Raw genomic sequence first — 17,507 nt, forward strand, 5'->3', positions numbered from 1 at the left:
ATCCTAGAACTCGTAACGCGCGCCGATCTGGATCCGCCATACCGATGCGGAGCTTGAGATATTCTGGTCGATATCCGGATTGAAGCCCGAGATGATGTAGCGTCCCTGGGCATCGACACCATCAAGGTCGACAAGGTCAACCACTTGACCATCGCCGAAGGAACCGCGCGTCTTGAACGTGTTCCAGCTGCTGTCGAGCATGTTCAGGAAGTTATCGATATCGGCAAACAGCTCGAACCGATCCTGAGTGATGCCGAACCAGCTACCCGGTCCCGGAAGTTCCTGGCTGATGCGGATATCCATATCATAGGTCCAGTCTTCCCGGCAGGTATTCCGACGAATCGTCGTACCCGCTGCTTCGCTGGCGCAGTCCCACTGCTGAGCGAAGTTGACGAGCTCGGCGACTTCCGAAGCCACGGAGAGCGGAGACACATTCGGATCATTCACTCCGGTTGGGATGTAGATGAGCGCGTTGTCGTTACCCGAGGAGCTGTCGTTGAACACCCCGCCGCCATCAAAGGTCAGGCTGTACGGACGGCCCGAACGGGCGCTGAAGAACATGCCGAGCTGCGTGTCATAGCCGTCGATGAATTCTTCGGTGAAGTTCACAGCGAAAGTAAACTGGTGCCGCGTTTCATAGTTTGACGTCGAGTTGACCGGGTTCTGCCGGTCAAATGCTGCCGATTCATCAAAGCTGGACGTTGCTGTCGAGCTGTTGTTGTTCCGGGAGTTGTTCGAGTCTGTGAATGCGTAGCCAAAGTTGACGAACACGCTGCCATTCTCGGTGAACACGCCGCGATCGAAATTCTTCGACATGCTGAACGAGAAGACGTGGCTGTCATAGGATCGGCCATTGGTCAGCTGAATCTCATCATCGCGCCGCGTGCGACACGCATTCGAGAAAGTTCCCGAATATGTGAGGCCCGTGCCGCCTGTGCCGTTCAGCGTCAATGCGCAACCCGCATTGGACGGATCGATTGCGACATAAATTGGACGGCCATCAACGGTGAAGCCATTCAGGCCCTGGGTTGGATCGACGACCTGTGAGAGGTCGACGAAGTTAATCGGATCCTGGAAGTGGCTGTAGATATAGTCGAGCTGCAGCTGCCAGTTATCGAAAAAGCCTTCGCCCCAGCCAAATTCGGTGGAAAAGCCGATATTCGCACGGACTACCGTCGGAACATCGAAATTCGGATCGGTTGACTGTGTATCAGCTAGGCCGGCTGCTGCCTGACCGGATGCAAACTGAGTGGCACAGCCCGGGAAGCCGGTGAAGTTGCCGCCTGCATCCAGCACGTTGAAGCTGCCATCCGGATTGGTGAAGCCCGCACAGGTCGGATCGAACGTATCGCCTTCACCGGTCGAGAAACCGTTGTTGGAGAATGCGTTCGAGAAGTAGACGATCGGATCACCGCCTGAGAACACGCCAACACCGCCGGTAAGCCGGCTGTTGCGGATCAGGCCTTCGAAGTCATCAAAGGTGTAGGTGAAGCCGAGCCGCGGCAGAATGATCGGATCCAGCTGACTGAAGCCGAAATTGTTGCCGAAGCCATAGCGGGTATTGAAGGCCGGATTGGTGCGCGGCGCGCTGCCATCAAACCATTCGACGCGAACACCGCCGATCACGCTCAACTGGTCCGTTACCTGCCAATCATCCTGCGCATAAATTGCGTAGATGCGCCGATTGAACGTTGCCGAAGCCTCGTTGATGTCACCCGATGGAGTTGCACGGATCGTAGCACCACCGAGTGTGCCAGCAGCAATATTGTCGGCCGTGTCACTAAAGACGGTAGAGAAAAAGCCTGGGGCAACATCGCCGTTCTGGAAATCGGTCAGGTTACGGAAGAAGATCGTGCCTGTTGCGTTGATGGCAAACAGGTTGAATACGGAAAGGTCATTGACCTCTGCGCCAAACTTGATGTCATGATCGCCAATCGTCCAGTTTGCGGTAATGCGGGCAAGATCGGTTTGAGTTTCCAGCGCGTTGGCGGACCGGAAGATACCAGGACCGGTGCTCAACACACCATTTTGCGATGGACCGATAACACCAACCGACAAGCGCGGGATCGGATTGCCGTCCTGCGCCTCACCGCCGCCAACCGGTCCCTGAACGTCAGTAACGTCAGAGCGCGACAGGCGAAGCTCAGTTGAGAAATTCTCGCTCCAGTCCGAGTAGACACGCAGCGAGTAATAGTCGGAGACGGTGCCTTCATCTTCAAAACTGTTGAGGCCAGTCAGTTCCTGATCGCCCGTGTCGCTTTCGACATTGGTTTCTTCAAGACGCTGATAGGTGGCTTCGATGCGGTGATCGTCATCTACATACCAGTCGAGACGACCAAAATAGCGAATGCTCGCTTCCGGCAGAGACCGCGGGTAGCCGCCAATATCGATGCCATAGACATTCTGAGCAATGTTCGAGAATTGATCGAACTGGGCCTGGGTTACGAAGTCGGCATCGTTTGCGAAGCCCCCGCCCGCAGGCCCCGTATCATTGGAATCGCCGAGATCGGTTTCTTCATAGGCGCCGAAGAAGAACAGTCGATCGGGAATGATCGGTCCGCCAAGGGTGACACCCCAGCGCTTCTCTTCAAATGCAGCCGGCGTGAAGTCTTGACCGTCGACAGTGTCGCCGCGCAGGTCTTCGTTGCGGAAGGTGTAGAAGGCCGAACCCGAGAAACGGTTCGTACCTGCCTGGGTCACCACGTTGACGGCGCAGCCGGTGAAGCCCGAATACTCGACGTCGAACGGTGCGAACTCGATCGAGGTTTCGCGGATGGCGTCGAACGGAAGCGGCAGTGCGTTACGTGCAGCAAACGGGGTGCCGTTCAGACCGAACACGTCGGCTTGCACAATGCCGTCAACCGTGAAGGTGTTCGACCGGTCATTACCGCCGAGGCAGGAGATGCGGTCAACTTCATTCGAACGGTCAAGGCTGACGCGCGGATCGATACGAATAAGGTCGCGAACGTCGCGTGAGATAGACGGGAAGCTTTCGAGGATCTCCTCGTTGAAGGAGTTGCCCGGGCCAAGTGCGAGCTGGACCAGGTTGGCGCGGGCTGCGGTAACAACGATCGTTGCTTCGCCGGCGCTACGGGTCAGTTCAAAAGCGAGCGATGTATCGCCTGACAGGTTGATCCGGATGTTTTCGACCGTCTGGCCTTCGAAGCCCGATGCCGTTGCGGTGACCGTGTATGGTCCGCCCGTAACAAGGTTGCCTGCGCGGAAGCTACCGTCAGAACCAGTCACCAGCTGTCGGGTCGAGCCCGTTCGCGTATCGGTTACGGCAACCGAAGCGTTGGCGACGGCGTTACCCGCATCATCAACGACTCGGCCCTGAACACCTGATGTAATTTGCTGCGCCGCAGCAGGAGTGGCGATGACGCCTGCAACCGACGCCGAAGCTGCGGTAGCAGCCAGAAAAACCTTGAAATAGCGCATGATTATCCCCGATGGATCTTTGATTACCCCTGACCGGTCTCGTGCCCCTTTGCACCTCCGGTCCGATGACCCGCCGTCTAACGAGTCGTCGTGTCACTTATGTGACAAATCCGCAGTTTTGCGGAGTCTGGAGGTGGGGGTAACTTACGGTTCTGACTCACCTGTGTGAATCATGACACGCTTCTAATCTTTGCGCCCCAGCCAAGCCGGCGCTAAGGCATGCCGCATGAATCAGAAAAGAACCTGGACCGCCGGCTTGGTTGTGATCGGCGATGAGATTTTGTCAGGCCGGACACAGGACAAGAACGTTGCTGCACTTGCGAAATGGCTAAATGTGCAAGGAATCCGGCTCGTTGAGGTACGAATTGTGCCAGATATTCTTGAGCGGATTGCCGAAGCCGTAAATGCCGTGCGCGCGGAGACGGACTATCTCTTCACCACCGGCGGCATCGGCCCGACCCATGATGATATCACCGTCGATGCGGTGTCGGCGGCGCTCGGTGTCGAGGTGATCGTGCATCCGCGCGCTCGGGCGATGCTCGAAGGCTATTATAAGGACAAAGGTGGCCTCACTGATGCACGTCTGCGGATGGCACGGGTTCCCGATGGCGGCGAGCTGATCGAGAATCGGATGTCGGGCGCGCCCGGCATTCGCCATGGCAATATCTTCATCATGGCAGGCATCCCGCATATCGCAGAACAGATGATGGATGCGCTGACCGGTCAGCTTGAAGGCGGCGACCCAGTGCTGTCGGATACGATCGGCTGTTGGACGGCCGAAAGCGAAGTGGCTGACATATTGGGCGCGGTCGAAGATGCGCACCCTGACAGCCAGATCGGCAGCTATCCTTTTTTCCGCGAAGGGCGGGTCGGTGCGAACTTTGTGGTGCGCTCGACCGATGCCGATCAGCTTGTGGCGTGCATGAACGCTTTGTCTGAGGCGCTGGTTGCCAACGGCCAAGAGGTTACGCCGGGCGGTATCTAGCCGTCCGCCTGCTTGGGCTGGCTTCGACGCGTGAACAGCAGGATCACCATCGCAGTTAAGGCCATGGCCGCTGCGATAGCGAAAGCCGCGCCGGGGAAATAGATACTCGCGTCATCACTTGAGAAATGCGCCAGCGTCGGATTGAAAGTCAGCGGTGCAATAATCGCGGAGAGGGCGGTCAAACTTGCGATAAAGCCTTGCAACTCTCCTTGCATATGGGCCGGGACGCGTCGGCTCATCATCGAGCTGATTGCCGGGCCTGCCAGGGCCGCGAGCGCTGTCACCGCCATGATCACGAACACAGCCCAGCCATAGGGGCTAATGGCGTATAGGATATAGGCGGCCGCGCTGATCGCGATCCCGAGTATCGCGTTGCGCCGTTCGCCATAGCGTTTCACCATAGGGCCAACCGCGAACGCCTGAACAACGGCCATCATCGCTCCGGTCCATGCGAGCGAGATCCCGACCATACCGCTCGTCCAGTCGAACCGGATCTGCGTGAAATAGGCCCAGGTCGCGGGATAGATATTCTGGGCGCTCATCCAGAACAGATAGACCAGGGCGACCGGCAACACGCCCGGCATCATCCGCAGCTTCAGCAAGGCGCCGAGTGGATTGGCACGTATGAGACTGAATGGCCGCCGGTTTTCATGCGCTAGTGTCTCGGGAAAGGCGAAATAGCCATAGATCAGATTTGCCGCGCCCAGCCCGGCGGCCACAAAGAAGGGGAGGCGGGTGCCGAATTCGCCAATCACCCCGCCAATTGCTGGGCCAACGATGAAACCAGTTCCAAACGCCGCGCCGATCAAGCCGAAACCGCGCGCGCGGTTCTCCTCGTCAGTGATGTCGGCCATCGTCGCATAGGCGGTTGAGAATGCCGCACCGAAAGTACCGGCCAGCGCGCGTCCCAGGAACAGCCAGGCAAGGGTCGGCGCCAATCCCATAACTGCATAATCGATGCTGAACCCGGCCAGGGAGAGGAGCAGCACCGGCCGGCGGCCAAACCGATCGCTGATGCTTCCAACCAGCGGTCCGAATGTAAACTGAAACAGAGCATAGGTGAGGATCAGCCAGCCGCCGATCGACGTTGCCTCTGGCAGTGAAACATCGGCCAGCTCGACTACAAGATCGGGCAGCACCGGCATGATGATGCCAAAGCCGATCGCATAGACGAAGATGGTCCCAAGGACGAAACGGGTCGCCGCCTTGGATTTGCGCTCTTCCATCGGCGATCCATAGGCGGCAGACGCGTCAGACGCCATCTATGGCGCTCAGCCATATGTGAACTACACTGCGGTGCAGCCCGCCTTACGCCATTGTGATCGCGGTTTGGAAGGCGGGGCGCGCCGCGATCCGGTCCACATAGGCTTTCAGGTTTGTCATCTCATCGCTGACCGACCCAAGCCGGTTGGACATGAAACAGGCATGGCCGAGCATGATGTCTGCACCGGAAAAATCGCCAATCAAATAGTCCTTGCCTTGCAGCGCTTCATCAACCGGCCCCAGCGCCTTGGTCAGCAGCCGCTGCGCCTGGCCCAAAACGGTCGCATCGCGGCGCTCTTCGGGCAGCAATAATGTGTGCACGACAACGGTGTTCACCGGCGGCATGACCATCCCTTCGCAATAATGGAACCATTGGAGATAGTCGGGAAAGCGTGGGTCATCGACTGCGGGTTTCAGGCCGCCATTCTTGTGGCGTTCCAGAATGTAATCGACGATTGCCCCGGACTCGAAAATGGTGACATCGCCATCCTCCAACACCGGTATACGACCGAGCGGATGGCGCGCGCGATGCTCGTCCGACTTCAGATCCTTGGGATGAAACGCCATTTTGTTGATTTCATAGGGCAGCTCCAATTCTTCCAGTAGCCATACGATCCGTCCCGCGCGTGAGTTTGGAGCAAAGTGAAGTTTCAGCATTTTCGTCCTTTCACATTTTTGGCCCTGCAAGCGCCAAAGATCGGTCGACAGAATACAGTCGGGATATCAACTGTGCCGCCGTCTAACCGAAGACGCAAATTTGGCGCCATTGCCAGGATTTTCCGGCGGGTGCATGGCGTTACGTAAGAATTCAGCAGATCGGGGCCCGTTGTTCCCGGCTCAACTGCGCGGAGGGACATATGAGCATTTACTTCAGGCAGGTGTGCCTCGTCGCGGACACGCTCGAACCTGTCATCGCCGATCTAAAGGCCGTCTTCTCGCTGAAGACCGCCTATGTCGATCCGCACGTCCGCAGTTTCGGACTGGAAAATACGCTGCTCGCCATCGGCACCGACTTTATTGAGGTCGTCGCGCCGATCGAAGAGAATACGGCCGCCGGCCGGTATCTCGAGCGACGCGACGGTGACGGCGGATATATGGTCATCGGCCAGGTCGAAACCAAAAAGGAGCAGGATGCGTGCCGCGCACGGGCATCGGACAATGGGGTTCGCGTTGCCTGGGAGACGGATGGCGACGAATGGAAGATCATGCAGCTCCATCCTGGCGACATGCGGGCGGCCTTTTTCGAAGTCGATTGGCAGGAGCGCTTCGATCCTGAAGGCTTCTGGTTGCCGGCTGGCGGCGATGGTTGGCAAGATACGATCTCAACCGATGTGGTGAGCGCAATTGTCGGGATCGAGCTGCAAGGGCCTGACCCGCAGGCATTGGCACAGCATTGGGCAGATGTTGCCGGCGTTTCTGTCGGGGAGGCCGATGGCAGTCCTATCGTCGAACTGGCGAATAACCGCCTGCGCTTCGTTCCCGACACTGACGGGCGCCGCCCGGGCCTCAGCGGCATCGATCTCCAAGCCTTCGACCGGGATGGAATCATCGACCGCGCAAAAGCACGCGGCCTCGCTACCACTGCAGACAGCGTGACGATCGGCGGCGTGCATTTCCGGCTGGTGGATTGATACACAGCGAAGCAGAAAGTGCCCGCTTTGCTCCCAATGCGGACATAGATCGACATCAAGAGCCCCGGTTTTTTTGCGCCTGAAAACGGTCCTCCGTTCGGCATTGAAGCGAACGGCAGTTGCCGACACAAAAAACGACCATATCGTCGACCGCCACTCCGACGCGCTAGTAACGGTAAAAGGAGCCAGCCCATGTCACTTACTAGTTGGAATGCGCCGCCGCGAGATGTTGCGCCAACAGGTCGCGCCCGTAATCATTCCCATTTGGGGTGCGCACTACTGTGTGGATGTGGTCCCGTGTTGGTTGGCCGGGCGTGTTTAGCATCCTGGTGCCGATCGGGATCTGGTGGTCGAACTCGATCAAGATGACCGGGCTGTGGACGCGATAGTAGAAGATGGAATTGTCTTCGGTCGCGCCAACCCATGAGAACCATGTCTCATCGAGATGCGCAAAGACCTCTTCCATACGCACAGCAGCATGTGGTTCGCGCAGAGCGCCGACATAGCTCTCGATCACATCAATCAACATCTTTCGCTGAGCGGCGGACATATCGATTGCAGCCAGCCCCGCATAATCAAGTTCTCGATTATCCTGGGATGCGCCTGCGACCATGTTGTCATGAGTCTTTTCCGGCTCGAGTATCGCAATAGATCTTTGCTCCGCCGAAAGGGACTGCATCAGCACTAGGCCCAAGTCCTGCTGGCTTTGCAGCACTGCGTTTCCCGCGGTGCTACCCTGCCGAGAGATCGCAGGCTCGCCGCCCCAAAAAGTCGGTGTCATTACCACTTGGTCGCCGAGGACAAAATAGTTGATAACCAAATGGTGCCCGTCGAGCTGCCATCCCCACGGCTGAGTTGCGGACGGCGAGCCCATGACGGTGAAATAATAGAGATCCGGGTCGAGGAACGCCGCATTTTCCGGATTAAGTTCCTTCAATGCCTGGTCGGTCAACATGATTGCCAAACTCTGTTCGACTCCACGCGCGCTAAGCGAAGCGGTCAATAGCGCCATTGCTGCATCGCGCTGTTCGTCATTCATTTCCGCAAGTGGAGTACCGCGTCGCGAATAGATCCCATTATCGACGTTAAGCCAACGCCTCCATTCGAGGTCTTGTGCAGCAAACTGTGTGCGCATGAGCTGGGTCGGCGTGAGGGATGCGAGGAATGTGCTTGCGGCCACTCTCACCGGCTCGGTCGAGACGCCTGATGCCTGCAGGGGGAACAACCCGGTCCGTATCCCTTCGGATGTGTGGACGCCGACAAAGGGCTCAGCGACCGCATCGTCTTCTGCGGTCTGAAATCTTTCCTTTAGATCCATCAGGCCGGGCGGAAAGCCCTGACTTGTCGCAGCGCCGGCGATGGCTACCAGTCCAGCAGCGACAATTCCCCTCAGCAAGATTGCACGTCGCATCTTAGTATCTCCCTATCTCAAGTAGGATCCGGAACTTGGTGTTCGCTCAGCAGCAAGCAATCCGTACACCTGATTAAAAGAACCATCCAAGATCATGTATTCACAGATTCTGGCCTGAAAGGCTGCGGTCAGCTATCGGCCCAGAACAGGACATTCGAGTGACATCGAACCAATGTCCGCTTTGCGCCCATTGCGGACATTTGATGGGGTGCCAAGCACTATATTCTTACTCTCCGTTGACGCGATCAACTCATTTAGCGTCCACCGATCTGTAACGTGCTCCACACAAGACCGTACGCGGGGTCTGCGCGCAGTTCTTCGTGCGACGAAACATGGCGTGCCACGCTGGGAACAGATTCAATTTGCACTACCACGCCGTGGTCGGTGTTATTTGGTACGATGATGTCCAACAGACCGATGATCGGCACGGGATACTCAGATTCACCTTGCTCCTGACGTTGAACTCCACGATAGGCAAAGCCGAAGATTGTCTGATTTTCAGAGTTCTTGAATCCAACATCAACAATCTCAAAATTGTCGAGTTCTTCACGCAAGTCGCGTGCAATTCCTTGCGCGTCTCTTTCAACCAAATAGGAAACCGCCTCTCGCGTGACTTCTTGCCCGGCTGGTGAAAATGCCCGCCAACTCGATAATCTAGCGACCTGACCATCAGCCCCGTCGGAAGCTGTGGTAGCGATCACAATATTCTCACGGCCTAAGGGGCCAGCCTGCCGGACTTCCCAAGATGCTGGATACTCAAAGCTGATGTCGACGAAATCTGCCAGTTCTGCTGCTGATTCTATCTTGCTGCGGTCACTTTGATAGGAAAGGGTTGGATCACCTTCCTGGTAAGCTGAAGTCGCAGGATGTTCGTCCGGTCCACTCGATGCAGTGTTTTCAGATGCTGTGCCTTCATTACAAGCCTCACCGACACATGCGCTATAACTGCCTCGCTCGCAGGCGGTTAAGATCACCGCGCTGATGAGCGTGACCAGCCGAACGAACCTCTGATTGGTTTTCATCTCCTCCAACCTCCTTCGCCCATGATGCAGCTAAGTCGCGGCTGCGCAAGCACAGCGCGCGAAAAGCCGTTGCCTGTCTATCCGGAAATTCCGACCAACACAGCAATGTCCGCTTTCCACCCATAGCGGACATTGGCCGATTTCAGCAAAGGGCTGGTCTCGAGCCTTTGACATGTAGAGCTTTGCTCGGCAATCCATCTAGCGATGGCTGGTACGCCCCCTATCTTCCTTGTTGCGTTGGTTTTGGCTGGGGCGACCTTGCTGCAGGCACTATGTTTCAGCTCTGTAATGTTTTCGGCTCGCTTTCGCGCCAATCGCACGAATCTCTATCTCGCCGTTGTTTTGCTTCTGCTTGCTGCGACCAAGGCCGATCAGCTGTTCCAAATGCTTGGCGGGCTCGAAATGCTGCCGAACTTCGCATTTGTCCTCGCGCCCTTTCAAGTGCTCGTGACACCGGCGCTTTACTTCTATGTCCGCTCGCGGGTCCAGCCTGATTTCGCGCTTCGTCGGAGCGATTGGTTCCACTTGCTGCCCTTTGCTGCCTATGCACTCTATCTTACGATCAATGTCTACGCGGCCGGCCCCGTCGAGCGCGCCGTGTTTTTGAGCGACGGGTTGGCAAGACCTGCAAACCGCCTGGTGATCCCGATTCTCGGTGATGTGCTGCAACTCGGCTATATAGTTGCCGTCTTTGTGCTGCTGAAGAACCATGGCATCGCGCTGCGCGACTGGTATTCGAGGATCGAGGGACGCAATCTCGCGTGGCTCGGTAATCTGATGGCCGGTTGGGCGGCAGTGTTTCTCCTCCATCTGTTCCTGACCATCGGACCGGCGGCATTGCGCCCGGTCGGCTTCCTAATTCTCAACGGCGCTCATTTCTTGTTCGTGACCTTCCTTGCTGTCCTCGCGCTCGCCGACTTTCTGCGCCAACGCTCCACAATGGCCCCGGTTCGCTACAAGGATTCGACGTTGTCGGAGGAAGATCGCGTCGATCTCTTCGCCCGAGCCAAAGAGCTGATGGCAGAGGAGGCGCTATATCGTGATCCAGACTTAACGCTGGCGGAACTCGCTGACCGGCTCGCCGTATTGCCGCGCGAGCTGTCGGAAGCGATTAACGGCCAGGGCGGGGTTAATTTCTTCGAGTTCGTCAACCGCAAGCGGATCGAACACGCACAAGCACTGCTGGTCGCAGACAAGCAAGCGCGGGTGCTCAGTATCGCGCTCGATTCCGGCTTCGGGTCGAAATCGGCATTCAACGCCGCCTTCAAGCGCCAGACCGGGACATCGCCAACAGAGTATCGTCGGTAATTCCAGTTTTGGGAGGCCTGATGTGTGTTTCCGGACACGGATTTGAGTCCTGATACGCGCATCAGGACGACGGCTAATCCAACACACCGATACTTTCCGGTCAGATTTTGATCGAAAGGTAAATCAATGAACTGCTTGTCGCGCACTTCCATCATCGCTGTACTTGCCTCAGTCGCTCATCCCGCCCTCGCTGAAGCCGATCTAAGGGTCGAATTGGTTCCGTCAGATCCGGTATACGCCCTCGCGCTTGACGGGCAGCGCGGAGTCGACCTGATGATTCAGAATATCGCAATCATCAACCGCGGTGACGAACCTGCGGAGGTTAGTTCAATCCGGATCGACCTCTCGAGCGATGGCGTAGTTACGTCGAGTAACTGGGTGGATCTGACAGGTGCAGTGGACGGCACCGCCGAGATGGCAGGGATGGCGGCGAACGGTATGGGTCTTTTCCTTGCACTCCAGTTGCTTGACCAAGCAGGCCTCGACCGCTTCGACGAGACTACGCCAACATTGTCTACCGATGCCGTGCTTGAGCCTGGCGAGATACTGCTCGCAATGTCAAACTATATCGTATCCTCGACGGTGCCCGACAGCGTCAGCGTGACGGTTGGCTATGGCGACCGCTCAGCAGCCGCCACTGGAAGAGTCATTCTTCAAGCGGGCGAACACTATGCCTTCCCGCTGAGGGGGGTCTGGAATATGCGCGGCCTACCTGGCCAGCGCAGTCACCATCGCCGTATCCCAAGCAACGAATTTGCGCTCGATTTCTTCAAGCTTGGGGCTGACGGTGCGTTACATGAGGGTGACGACACGGTCGCCGACAATAGTTTCGGGTATGGCGAGGATGTGCTCGCGGCAGCCGACGGTGAGGTAATCACAGTAGTATCGGATGCAATCCAAGATCGCGTTTTTCACACGGTCCGCGAGGACGAAGCCCGGGAGGAGGCGATGCGGCGAATCCAGAGTGCACGTATGCGAGAGATCCAGATCAACTTCCGCCGTGCCTTCGCCGGTAATTATGTGACCCTGCGCCATTATCTCCCTGACGGCCGCACCGAATATACCACCTACGGCCACCTCGCCGCCGACAGTGTTACGGTGCAGGTCGGCGACCGGGTCAACCAGGGCGATGTCATCGGCGCGGTCGGCGATACCGGTGACAGCTCGGTTGTCCATCTCCATGTCCAGGCCAATGACGGCCCCGATCCCTTCTACAGCCGTAGCCTCCCTCTTAGGTTCGGCAATATGCGCGAAACCTTTGGTGGCCAGGACGCCGGGATCTTTGTTCGCCGGCAGGAGTGATATCCTGTCACAATCCGGGTTCAAGAACCGGCATTTCTGGATCAAATCTGCAAACGTCGACAATAAGAATCGCTTATCGCTTACAACGGGACTATCTGTCTCGATTGGACAACTAGCCGCGCCAATGAATGTCCGCTTTCGGCCAGAAGCGGACGTTTCGTGCCGACGCTATTGAAAAAATTGGAGCGGGTGAAGGGAATCGAACCCTCGTCGTCAGCTTGGGAAGCTGCTGCTCTACCATTGAGCTACACCCGCGTCCGGGGCGCGTCTGTGGCAAAGGTGCCGGGCTTTGTCCATGCTTTGCGTGCCGCCGCGGCGCTGCTAGAGAACAGCGAAACAGGGGAGTGATGTCATGACGGATACGACAGCCGCAGCAGCGGATGAGCCAAAACTCGGCCCGATTTCGAAATGGATAAGGCGGATCGGCGTGATCCTTGGTATTGGCGCGCCCGTGCTTGCTGTTGTCATGGCGCTGGCAACTGGCGCTGGCATCATCGGCTGGGTAACGAGCCTCGGATCGCTGCGTAACCTGACCTATGCGGCGATGGGCGGAGGTGCACTCTCGCTGGTGGCCGTGATCATTGCCCTATTCTCCAAGAATTTCCGGGCCATGCTGTGGCCGCTCATCGCCATTCTCGTGGCGGTGGGCTTTGTCGGCTATACCTCCTACAGCTTCGGCAAAGCGGCGACGGTTCCGCCAATCCATGACATCACAACCGATCTCTCCAACCCGCCAGCCTTTGATACACTGACCCTGCGATCCGATAATCGCGAAGTCGTGCCGGATGGCGATCGCGCGGATATGTCCGATCTCGACAATGCGGCGCGGTGGCGGATGTGGCATGAGGAAGGCTATGCCGACATTCAGCCGATTATCGTGCCGGTGTCCGTGCCAGACGCGGTAGCCGCTGCCGAGCAGCTGGTAACCGAGCGGGGCTGGGAACTGGCCGTTGCCGATCCGGCGACTGGCCGCGTCGAAGCCACCGAAACAGTATCCATCTATCGTTTCAAGGATGATGTCGTGTTGCGCATTACGCCCAATCCCAATGGCGAGGGCAGCATTGTCCATATGCGCTCGGTGAGCCGGGTGGGTATCAGCGATCTTGGTGTGAACGGTGATCGGATCCGCGCGTTCCTTGCGGACCTGGAAGCAGCAACGGCGGGATAGTCGGACGGCGCCTCAGGCGGCGCGCAATTCGTCCAGAAATGCGGTGGTTGCCTCGCGCAGTGCATCAGCCTGTTCGGCGAGGCTTTCCGCCGTCCGGCTGACATCTGCGCTCAATTCACCGCTGTTGCGAGCCGCGCCCGCGACACGCTGAATATTCTGCTGCACATCGTCTGTGTCTTGCGCTGCCTGGATACTGTTGTCGCCAATGTTCCGGGTCGCCTCGCGCTGCTGCATCACGGCTGCGGCGATCGAGTTTGAAATCTCGGTAATACCGCTAATCTCTCCGGTCGCCTTGGACATCGCGCCAACAGCTTGCTGGACGGCATCTTCGATTTCGCGCAGCTGGCGATCGACATTATCAGTCGCCTCGGTTGTCTGCTGCGCCAATGATTTCACCTCTTGGGCGACCACGCTAAATCCGCGACCGGCTTCACCGGCGCGTGCGGCTTCGATCGTCGCGTTGAGGGCCAGCAGATTTGTCTGCCCGGCAATCTCGGAGATCAGCGCAACGATTTTGCCGATGCCCTGGGTGCGCTCGATGAGCAGCTTCATCGCGGCATCGCTTTCGTCAGCAGCTTGCGACACGGTGGTGTTGAGTGACAGGCCATTGCCGATCTGTTCGGATATCTCGCTGACCGATGCATCGAGTTGCTGCACGGCGCTGGCGACAGTCTGCACCGCGCTGTTGGCGCCAGACGCCCGGTCGGACACCTTGCCTGCATCCTGGCTGGTTTCAGCAGAAAGACGAGCGAGATCAGTCGAGGACGTATCGAGTTTGGCGATCGCATCGCCAAGGCTGCTCGCCACACGGACGACTGATTGTTTGAAACGTTCACCCAGTTCGAGCAATTCCTTGTGGCGCTGTTCTGCCATCCGTTCGCGTTCGGCGAGCAGGGATTGGGCGCTATCGACTTCGCGTTTTTTCTCTTCTTCGGCCCGGCTGCGTTCCGCTTCGAGCAGCGAGCGACGTTCGGACTCTGATCGGGTGAGCTTTTCCATCGCCATGCTGTTTGCAACGAGCTGACTCGACTGATCGACTACCGTACGGATCAGCATGACGAGCAAGATAGTGAGCAGCGGAAACATGATCCATTGTGCCGTCGCATCGCGCAGAACCACATTGACGATCAGGTTGATCGCAAGCGGAATGGAGAAACAGGCAAAGGCCGAGGGCAGGCTGATGAACATCAGTGCTCCGGTGCAGATCAGCCCGACCTGCATCGTTAGGACGAAGACCCGAGTTTCCTCATTGCCGCCAAAATAGAGTGCGCTGAGCATCAGGCACCAGCCGATCGCGGCAATAAAGCCGTTTACGCAGAGCGTGAGGATGAGCTTGCGAGGCGCTTCGACCCCGGTTTCGACCTTGCCCTTCGACATGGTCATCAGCCCGAAAATCGAGCTGGCAGCGACAAGCGCTCCGCCTACAATAAGCATCGTCAGCTGGGTAATGTCGGAATAGAGATAAATCAGCAGCGGCACGAAAACGAGCGCGGCCGGCAAAAGGCCATAATAGGAGCGGGTTGCCGAGCGGATCTGGTTCTGGAGGGCGCGGAAACGATAGGTGTTCGGACGTGCGCTGACACGCACCAGTTCGCGCCAGTAAAAACGCGGATCACCGGACCAATAATTCTGAGCCGTCTGTTTGCCTTCGTTCCGCAAGAGTCGTGCCCCGTAACAATAGAGCTCGACCCTAGCGGGCCACGGGTAAAAATGCCGTTAACCAAATGGGGGTGGCGGATGGCCATTGGTACATATCGGAATTCATGGTAGCGCCCTTTATTCGGCCCTAGTCGGTTGAAATCGATGCGATCCGCCTGCCTAATTTCTTCCGACCCTCCCTCCAACAGACCCAAACGCGAATCCAAGGCTTTCAGATGTATTACCGACCTAGTGGGTTCGTATGTTTCGGCGCCCTAATTGCTCTCCATCAACCGAGTTTGGCGACTGTTCAGGATGAGACCGATATTGGATCCGAGACGACTGCCCGGAGATCATTTGTCCCGGCGGATTTTGCGCAATTTGCTCCGCGCAATGCGCTCGACATGGTCAATCAGATCCCAGGCTTTTCCGTCCGCGAAGGTGGCGATGATCGCGGATTAGGCCAGGCAGACACCAATGTCCTGATCAATGGGCGGCGGGTATCGGGTAAGTCCAATGGCCCTGTCGAAGCCTTGTCGCGTATCTCCGCTGCGGATGTCGTGCGCTTGGAGATTGTCGATGGCGCCGGCCTTGATATCGGCGGACTGTCTGGCCAGGTGCTCAATGTCATCACCGCCAACAGCGGCGGCATTAGCGGACAGTTTCGGGTCTCACCGCAGTTTCGGTCATCCGGTACACCCTTTCGCTGGGGTGAAGCGGAAATCACTGTGTCGGGTGGTGGCGAAAATAGCGAATGGACGTTGAGCCTCGCCAATGACCAAAATCGCCGCGGTGATGCTGGACCGGAATTCCTGTTCGATGGCGCTGGTGCGCTGCTCGATACGCGGCAGGAGCAGAATAACCAGAATACCGATCGGCCATCTATTTCCGGTTCCTTTTCGCGTACCGCTGCAAACGGGAATGTCCTGAATGTAAACGGCGAAGCACAGCTATTCTTCGTCCGCCGAAACGAAGTTTCTGAGCGCAGTGGGGCGATTGACGTCGATCGCCTTCGCCTCCTTCGCGAGACCGAAGATGAGTTCAGCTATGAGATTGGCGCCGATTATGAGTTTGCCCTTGGCGGCGGCCGGCTCAAGGTCATCGGCTTGCGGCGATTTGAAAATAGCCCGTCGGTCGATCGGGTCGATGTCGAATTTGCCGATGGCCGACCGATGGCAGGCTCGGTCTTTACACAAGAAGCGGATGAGGCCGAGACAATTCTCCGGTCTGAATATGCCTTTGCTGCGCTCGGCGGGAATTGGCAGTTTTCGTTGGAAGGCGCGCGCAACAGTCTTGATATCGAAGCGGATCTCGAGCAGCGCGACGCGGATGGTGATCTACAACCGGTCGATTTTCTGGGTTCATCTTCACGGGTTGAAGAAGATCGCGGGGAACTAACGCTCAGTTATGCGCGCGAGCTTGGCTCGGACCTGCATCTGCAAACCTCATTGGGCGCGGAATATTCGAGAATTACGCAAAGCGGCGATGTTGGCCTTACCCGCAGTTTTGTGCGGCCAAAGGGATTTGTCGCGCTCGATTGGGACGCCAATGACAACCTGACTGTCTCGACTCGGTTGGAGCGTGTGGTTGGTCAGCTGAGCTTTTCGGACTTTGTGGCGTCGATTAACGTCAATGAGGGGCAGGTTGATGTCAGCAATGTCAATCTCGTGCCCCCGCAAAGCTGGCTACTCGAAGTCGAAGTCAACCAGTCCCTGGGTGATTTTGGTTCAATCACTGTGCGGGGATCCGCCGAGGATTTTGAAGATATTGTCGATCAGATTCCGATTGTCGGCGGCGGTCAGGCACCCGGCAATATCGATTCAGCGCAACGGTTCGGTGTGTCGGCTGATCTGACCTTGCTGTCCGATCCTATCGGTTGGCCAGGTGCACGGCTGGATCTCGCGATCGCATTGGTGGAATCCGAGGTGCTTGATCCGTTGCTCGGCACGCCGCGTCAGATTTCGGACACCGAAACCTTCAGTCTCAATGTCGATTTCCGCCAGGACTTTCCAGGATCTGACTGGGCCGCCGGTTTCGATTTTTTCTATGATGAGGAATCGGCAGACGTGCGGCTTGACGAAACCAGCGTCGGTCGCGAAAGTTTTGCCTTCGCGTCGATATTTGTCGAGCATAAGGATGTTTTCGACCTCACTGTCCGGACATCCGTCTCCAATGTCCTGGACCGCGACAATGATACGTTCCGCACAATCTTCAATGACCGCCTGACCAACGATGTCGCCTTCCGCCAAAATCGCTTCCGAAACTTCGGCACGATCTTCACCTTGACCGTCGAGGGCAGTTTCTAGGCGGAGTGCGGCGCTTTGGTCAGTCCACGATATCT

At 57.4% G+C, this 17,507-nt stretch carries 12 protein-coding genes and 1 tRNA gene; 6 read left to right on the plus strand and 7 right to left on the minus strand.

Annotated features, from left to right (window positions below):
• Nucleotides 1-3: 3 nt before the first annotated feature.
• Nucleotides 4-3,438: a carboxypeptidase regulatory-like domain-containing protein gene (locus HFP51_RS01535; protein WP_176874005.1), complete on the minus strand. Its 3,435-nt coding sequence runs from the start codon at nt 3,436-3,438 to the stop codon at nt 4-6.
• Between the two features lie 226 nt (nt 3,439-3,664).
• Between HFP51_RS01535 and HFP51_RS01540 the strand changes: the two genes are divergently transcribed.
• The gene (locus tag HFP51_RS01540; RefSeq protein ID WP_176874006.1) at nt 3,665-4,423 is read left to right on the plus strand and encodes a molybdopterin-binding protein; all 759 of its coding nucleotides are present in this window, start codon (nt 3,665-3,667) and stop codon (nt 4,421-4,423) included.
• Here the strand turns inward: HFP51_RS01540 and HFP51_RS01545 are convergent.
• Nucleotides 4,420-5,685, minus strand: a complete 1,266-nt coding sequence (locus HFP51_RS01545; protein WP_255454759.1) for a TCR/Tet family MFS transporter — start codon at nt 5,683-5,685, stop codon at nt 4,420-4,422. The genes HFP51_RS01540 and HFP51_RS01545 overlap by 4 nt on opposite strands.
• Before the next feature lie 46 nt (nt 5,686-5,731).
• A complete protein-coding gene (locus tag HFP51_RS01550; RefSeq protein ID WP_176874007.1) occupies nt 5,732-6,343 on the minus strand; it encodes a glutathione S-transferase family protein in 612 nt (203 codons plus the stop codon).
• Between the two features lie 200 nt (nt 6,344-6,543).
• Between HFP51_RS01550 and HFP51_RS01555 the strand changes: the two genes are divergently transcribed.
• Nucleotides 6,544-7,317, plus strand: a complete 774-nt coding sequence (locus HFP51_RS01555; protein ID WP_176874008.1) for a VOC family protein — start codon at nt 6,544-6,546, stop codon at nt 7,315-7,317.
• A 202-nt stretch (nt 7,318-7,519) separates the two neighbouring features.
• Here HFP51_RS01555 and HFP51_RS01560 read toward each other — a convergent pair whose 3' ends face one another.
• Nucleotides 7,520-8,635, minus strand: a complete 1,116-nt coding sequence (locus HFP51_RS01560) for a DUF3500 domain-containing protein (protein ID WP_218135317.1) — start codon at nt 8,633-8,635, stop codon at nt 7,520-7,522.
• A gap of 347 nt (nt 8,636-8,982) precedes the next feature.
• Entirely contained in the window at nt 8,983-9,750 is a 768-nt protein-coding gene (locus HFP51_RS01565) for a hypothetical protein (RefSeq protein ID WP_176874010.1), read from the minus strand.
• A 288-nt stretch (nt 9,751-10,038) separates the two neighbouring features.
• Here HFP51_RS01565 and HFP51_RS01570 point away from each other — a divergent pair, with 288 nt between their 5' ends.
• Together HFP51_RS01570 and HFP51_RS01575 are read left to right on the plus strand one after the other, a co-directional pair.
• Nucleotides 10,039-11,058 (plus strand): AraC family transcriptional regulator, encoded by a 1,020-nt coding sequence (locus HFP51_RS01570; protein WP_176874011.1) that lies wholly within the window; start codon nt 10,039-10,041, stop codon nt 11,056-11,058.
• A gap of 273 nt (nt 11,059-11,331) precedes the next feature.
• Nucleotides 11,332-12,360, plus strand: coding sequence for a M23 family metallopeptidase (locus HFP51_RS01575; RefSeq protein ID WP_176874012.1), 1,029 nt, complete (start codon nt 11,332-11,334; stop codon nt 12,358-12,360).
• A gap of 181 nt (nt 12,361-12,541) precedes the next feature.
• Here HFP51_RS01575 and HFP51_RS01580 read toward each other — a convergent pair.
• A tRNA-Gly gene (locus HFP51_RS01580) sits at nt 12,542-12,615 on the minus strand.
• A 97-nt stretch (nt 12,616-12,712) separates the two neighbouring features.
• Between HFP51_RS01580 and HFP51_RS01585 the strand changes: the two genes are divergently transcribed.
• Complete coding sequence (locus HFP51_RS01585; RefSeq protein ID WP_176874013.1) at nt 12,713-13,528, plus strand: DUF1499 domain-containing protein; 816 nt, start codon at nt 12,713-12,715, stop codon at nt 13,526-13,528.
• Nucleotides 13,529-13,540: 12 nt separating this feature from the next.
• Here the strand turns inward: HFP51_RS01585 and HFP51_RS01590 are convergent, their stop codons facing one another.
• Entirely contained in the window at nt 13,541-15,187 is a 1,647-nt protein-coding gene (locus HFP51_RS01590) for a methyl-accepting chemotaxis protein (protein WP_176874014.1), read from the minus strand.
• Between the two features lie 278 nt (nt 15,188-15,465).
• Between HFP51_RS01590 and HFP51_RS01595 the strand changes: the two genes are divergently transcribed.
• Nucleotides 15,466-17,472, plus strand: coding sequence for a TonB-dependent siderophore receptor (locus HFP51_RS01595; RefSeq protein WP_176874015.1), 2,007 nt, complete (start codon nt 15,466-15,468; stop codon nt 17,470-17,472).
• The last annotated feature ends 35 nt before the right edge of the window (nt 17,473-17,507 follow it).

Origin of the sequence: Parasphingopyxis sp. CP4, assembly GCF_013378055.1 — a bacterium.
Lineage (GTDB): Bacteria > Pseudomonadota > Alphaproteobacteria > Sphingomonadales > Sphingomonadaceae > Parasphingopyxis.

Coding starts and splice junctions, on each gene's coding strand:
- HFP51_RS01545 (WP_255454759.1), bottom strand. CDS start 5,685: ATGGCGTCTGACGCGTCTGCCGCCTATGGATCGCCGATGGAAGAGCGC.
- HFP51_RS01550 (WP_176874007.1), bottom strand. CDS start 6,343: ATGCTGAAACTTCACTTTGCTCCAAACTCACGCGCGGGACGGATCGTA.
- HFP51_RS01560 (WP_218135317.1), bottom strand. CDS start 8,635: ATGGATCTAAAGGAAAGATTTCAGACCGCAGAAGACGATGCGGTCGCT.
- HFP51_RS01565 (WP_176874010.1), bottom strand. CDS start 9,750: ATGAAAACCAATCAGAGGTTCGTTCGGCTGGTCACGCTCATCAGCGCG.
- HFP51_RS01555 (WP_176874008.1), top strand. CDS start 6,544: ATGAGCATTTACTTCAGGCAGGTGTGCCTCGTCGCGGACACGCTCGAA.
- HFP51_RS01575 (WP_176874012.1), top strand. CDS start 11,332: ATGATTCAGAATATCGCAATCATCAACCGCGGTGACGAACCTGCGGAG.
- HFP51_RS01570 (WP_176874011.1), top strand. CDS start 10,039: ATGTTTTCGGCTCGCTTTCGCGCCAATCGCACGAATCTCTATCTCGCC.
- HFP51_RS01585 (WP_176874013.1), top strand. CDS start 12,713: ATGACGGATACGACAGCCGCAGCAGCGGATGAGCCAAAACTCGGCCCG.
- HFP51_RS01540 (WP_176874006.1), top strand. CDS start 3,665: ATGAATCAGAAAAGAACCTGGACCGCCGGCTTGGTTGTGATCGGCGAT.
- HFP51_RS01535 (WP_176874005.1), bottom strand. CDS start 3,438: ATGCGCTATTTCAAGGTTTTTCTGGCTGCTACCGCAGCTTCGGCGTCG.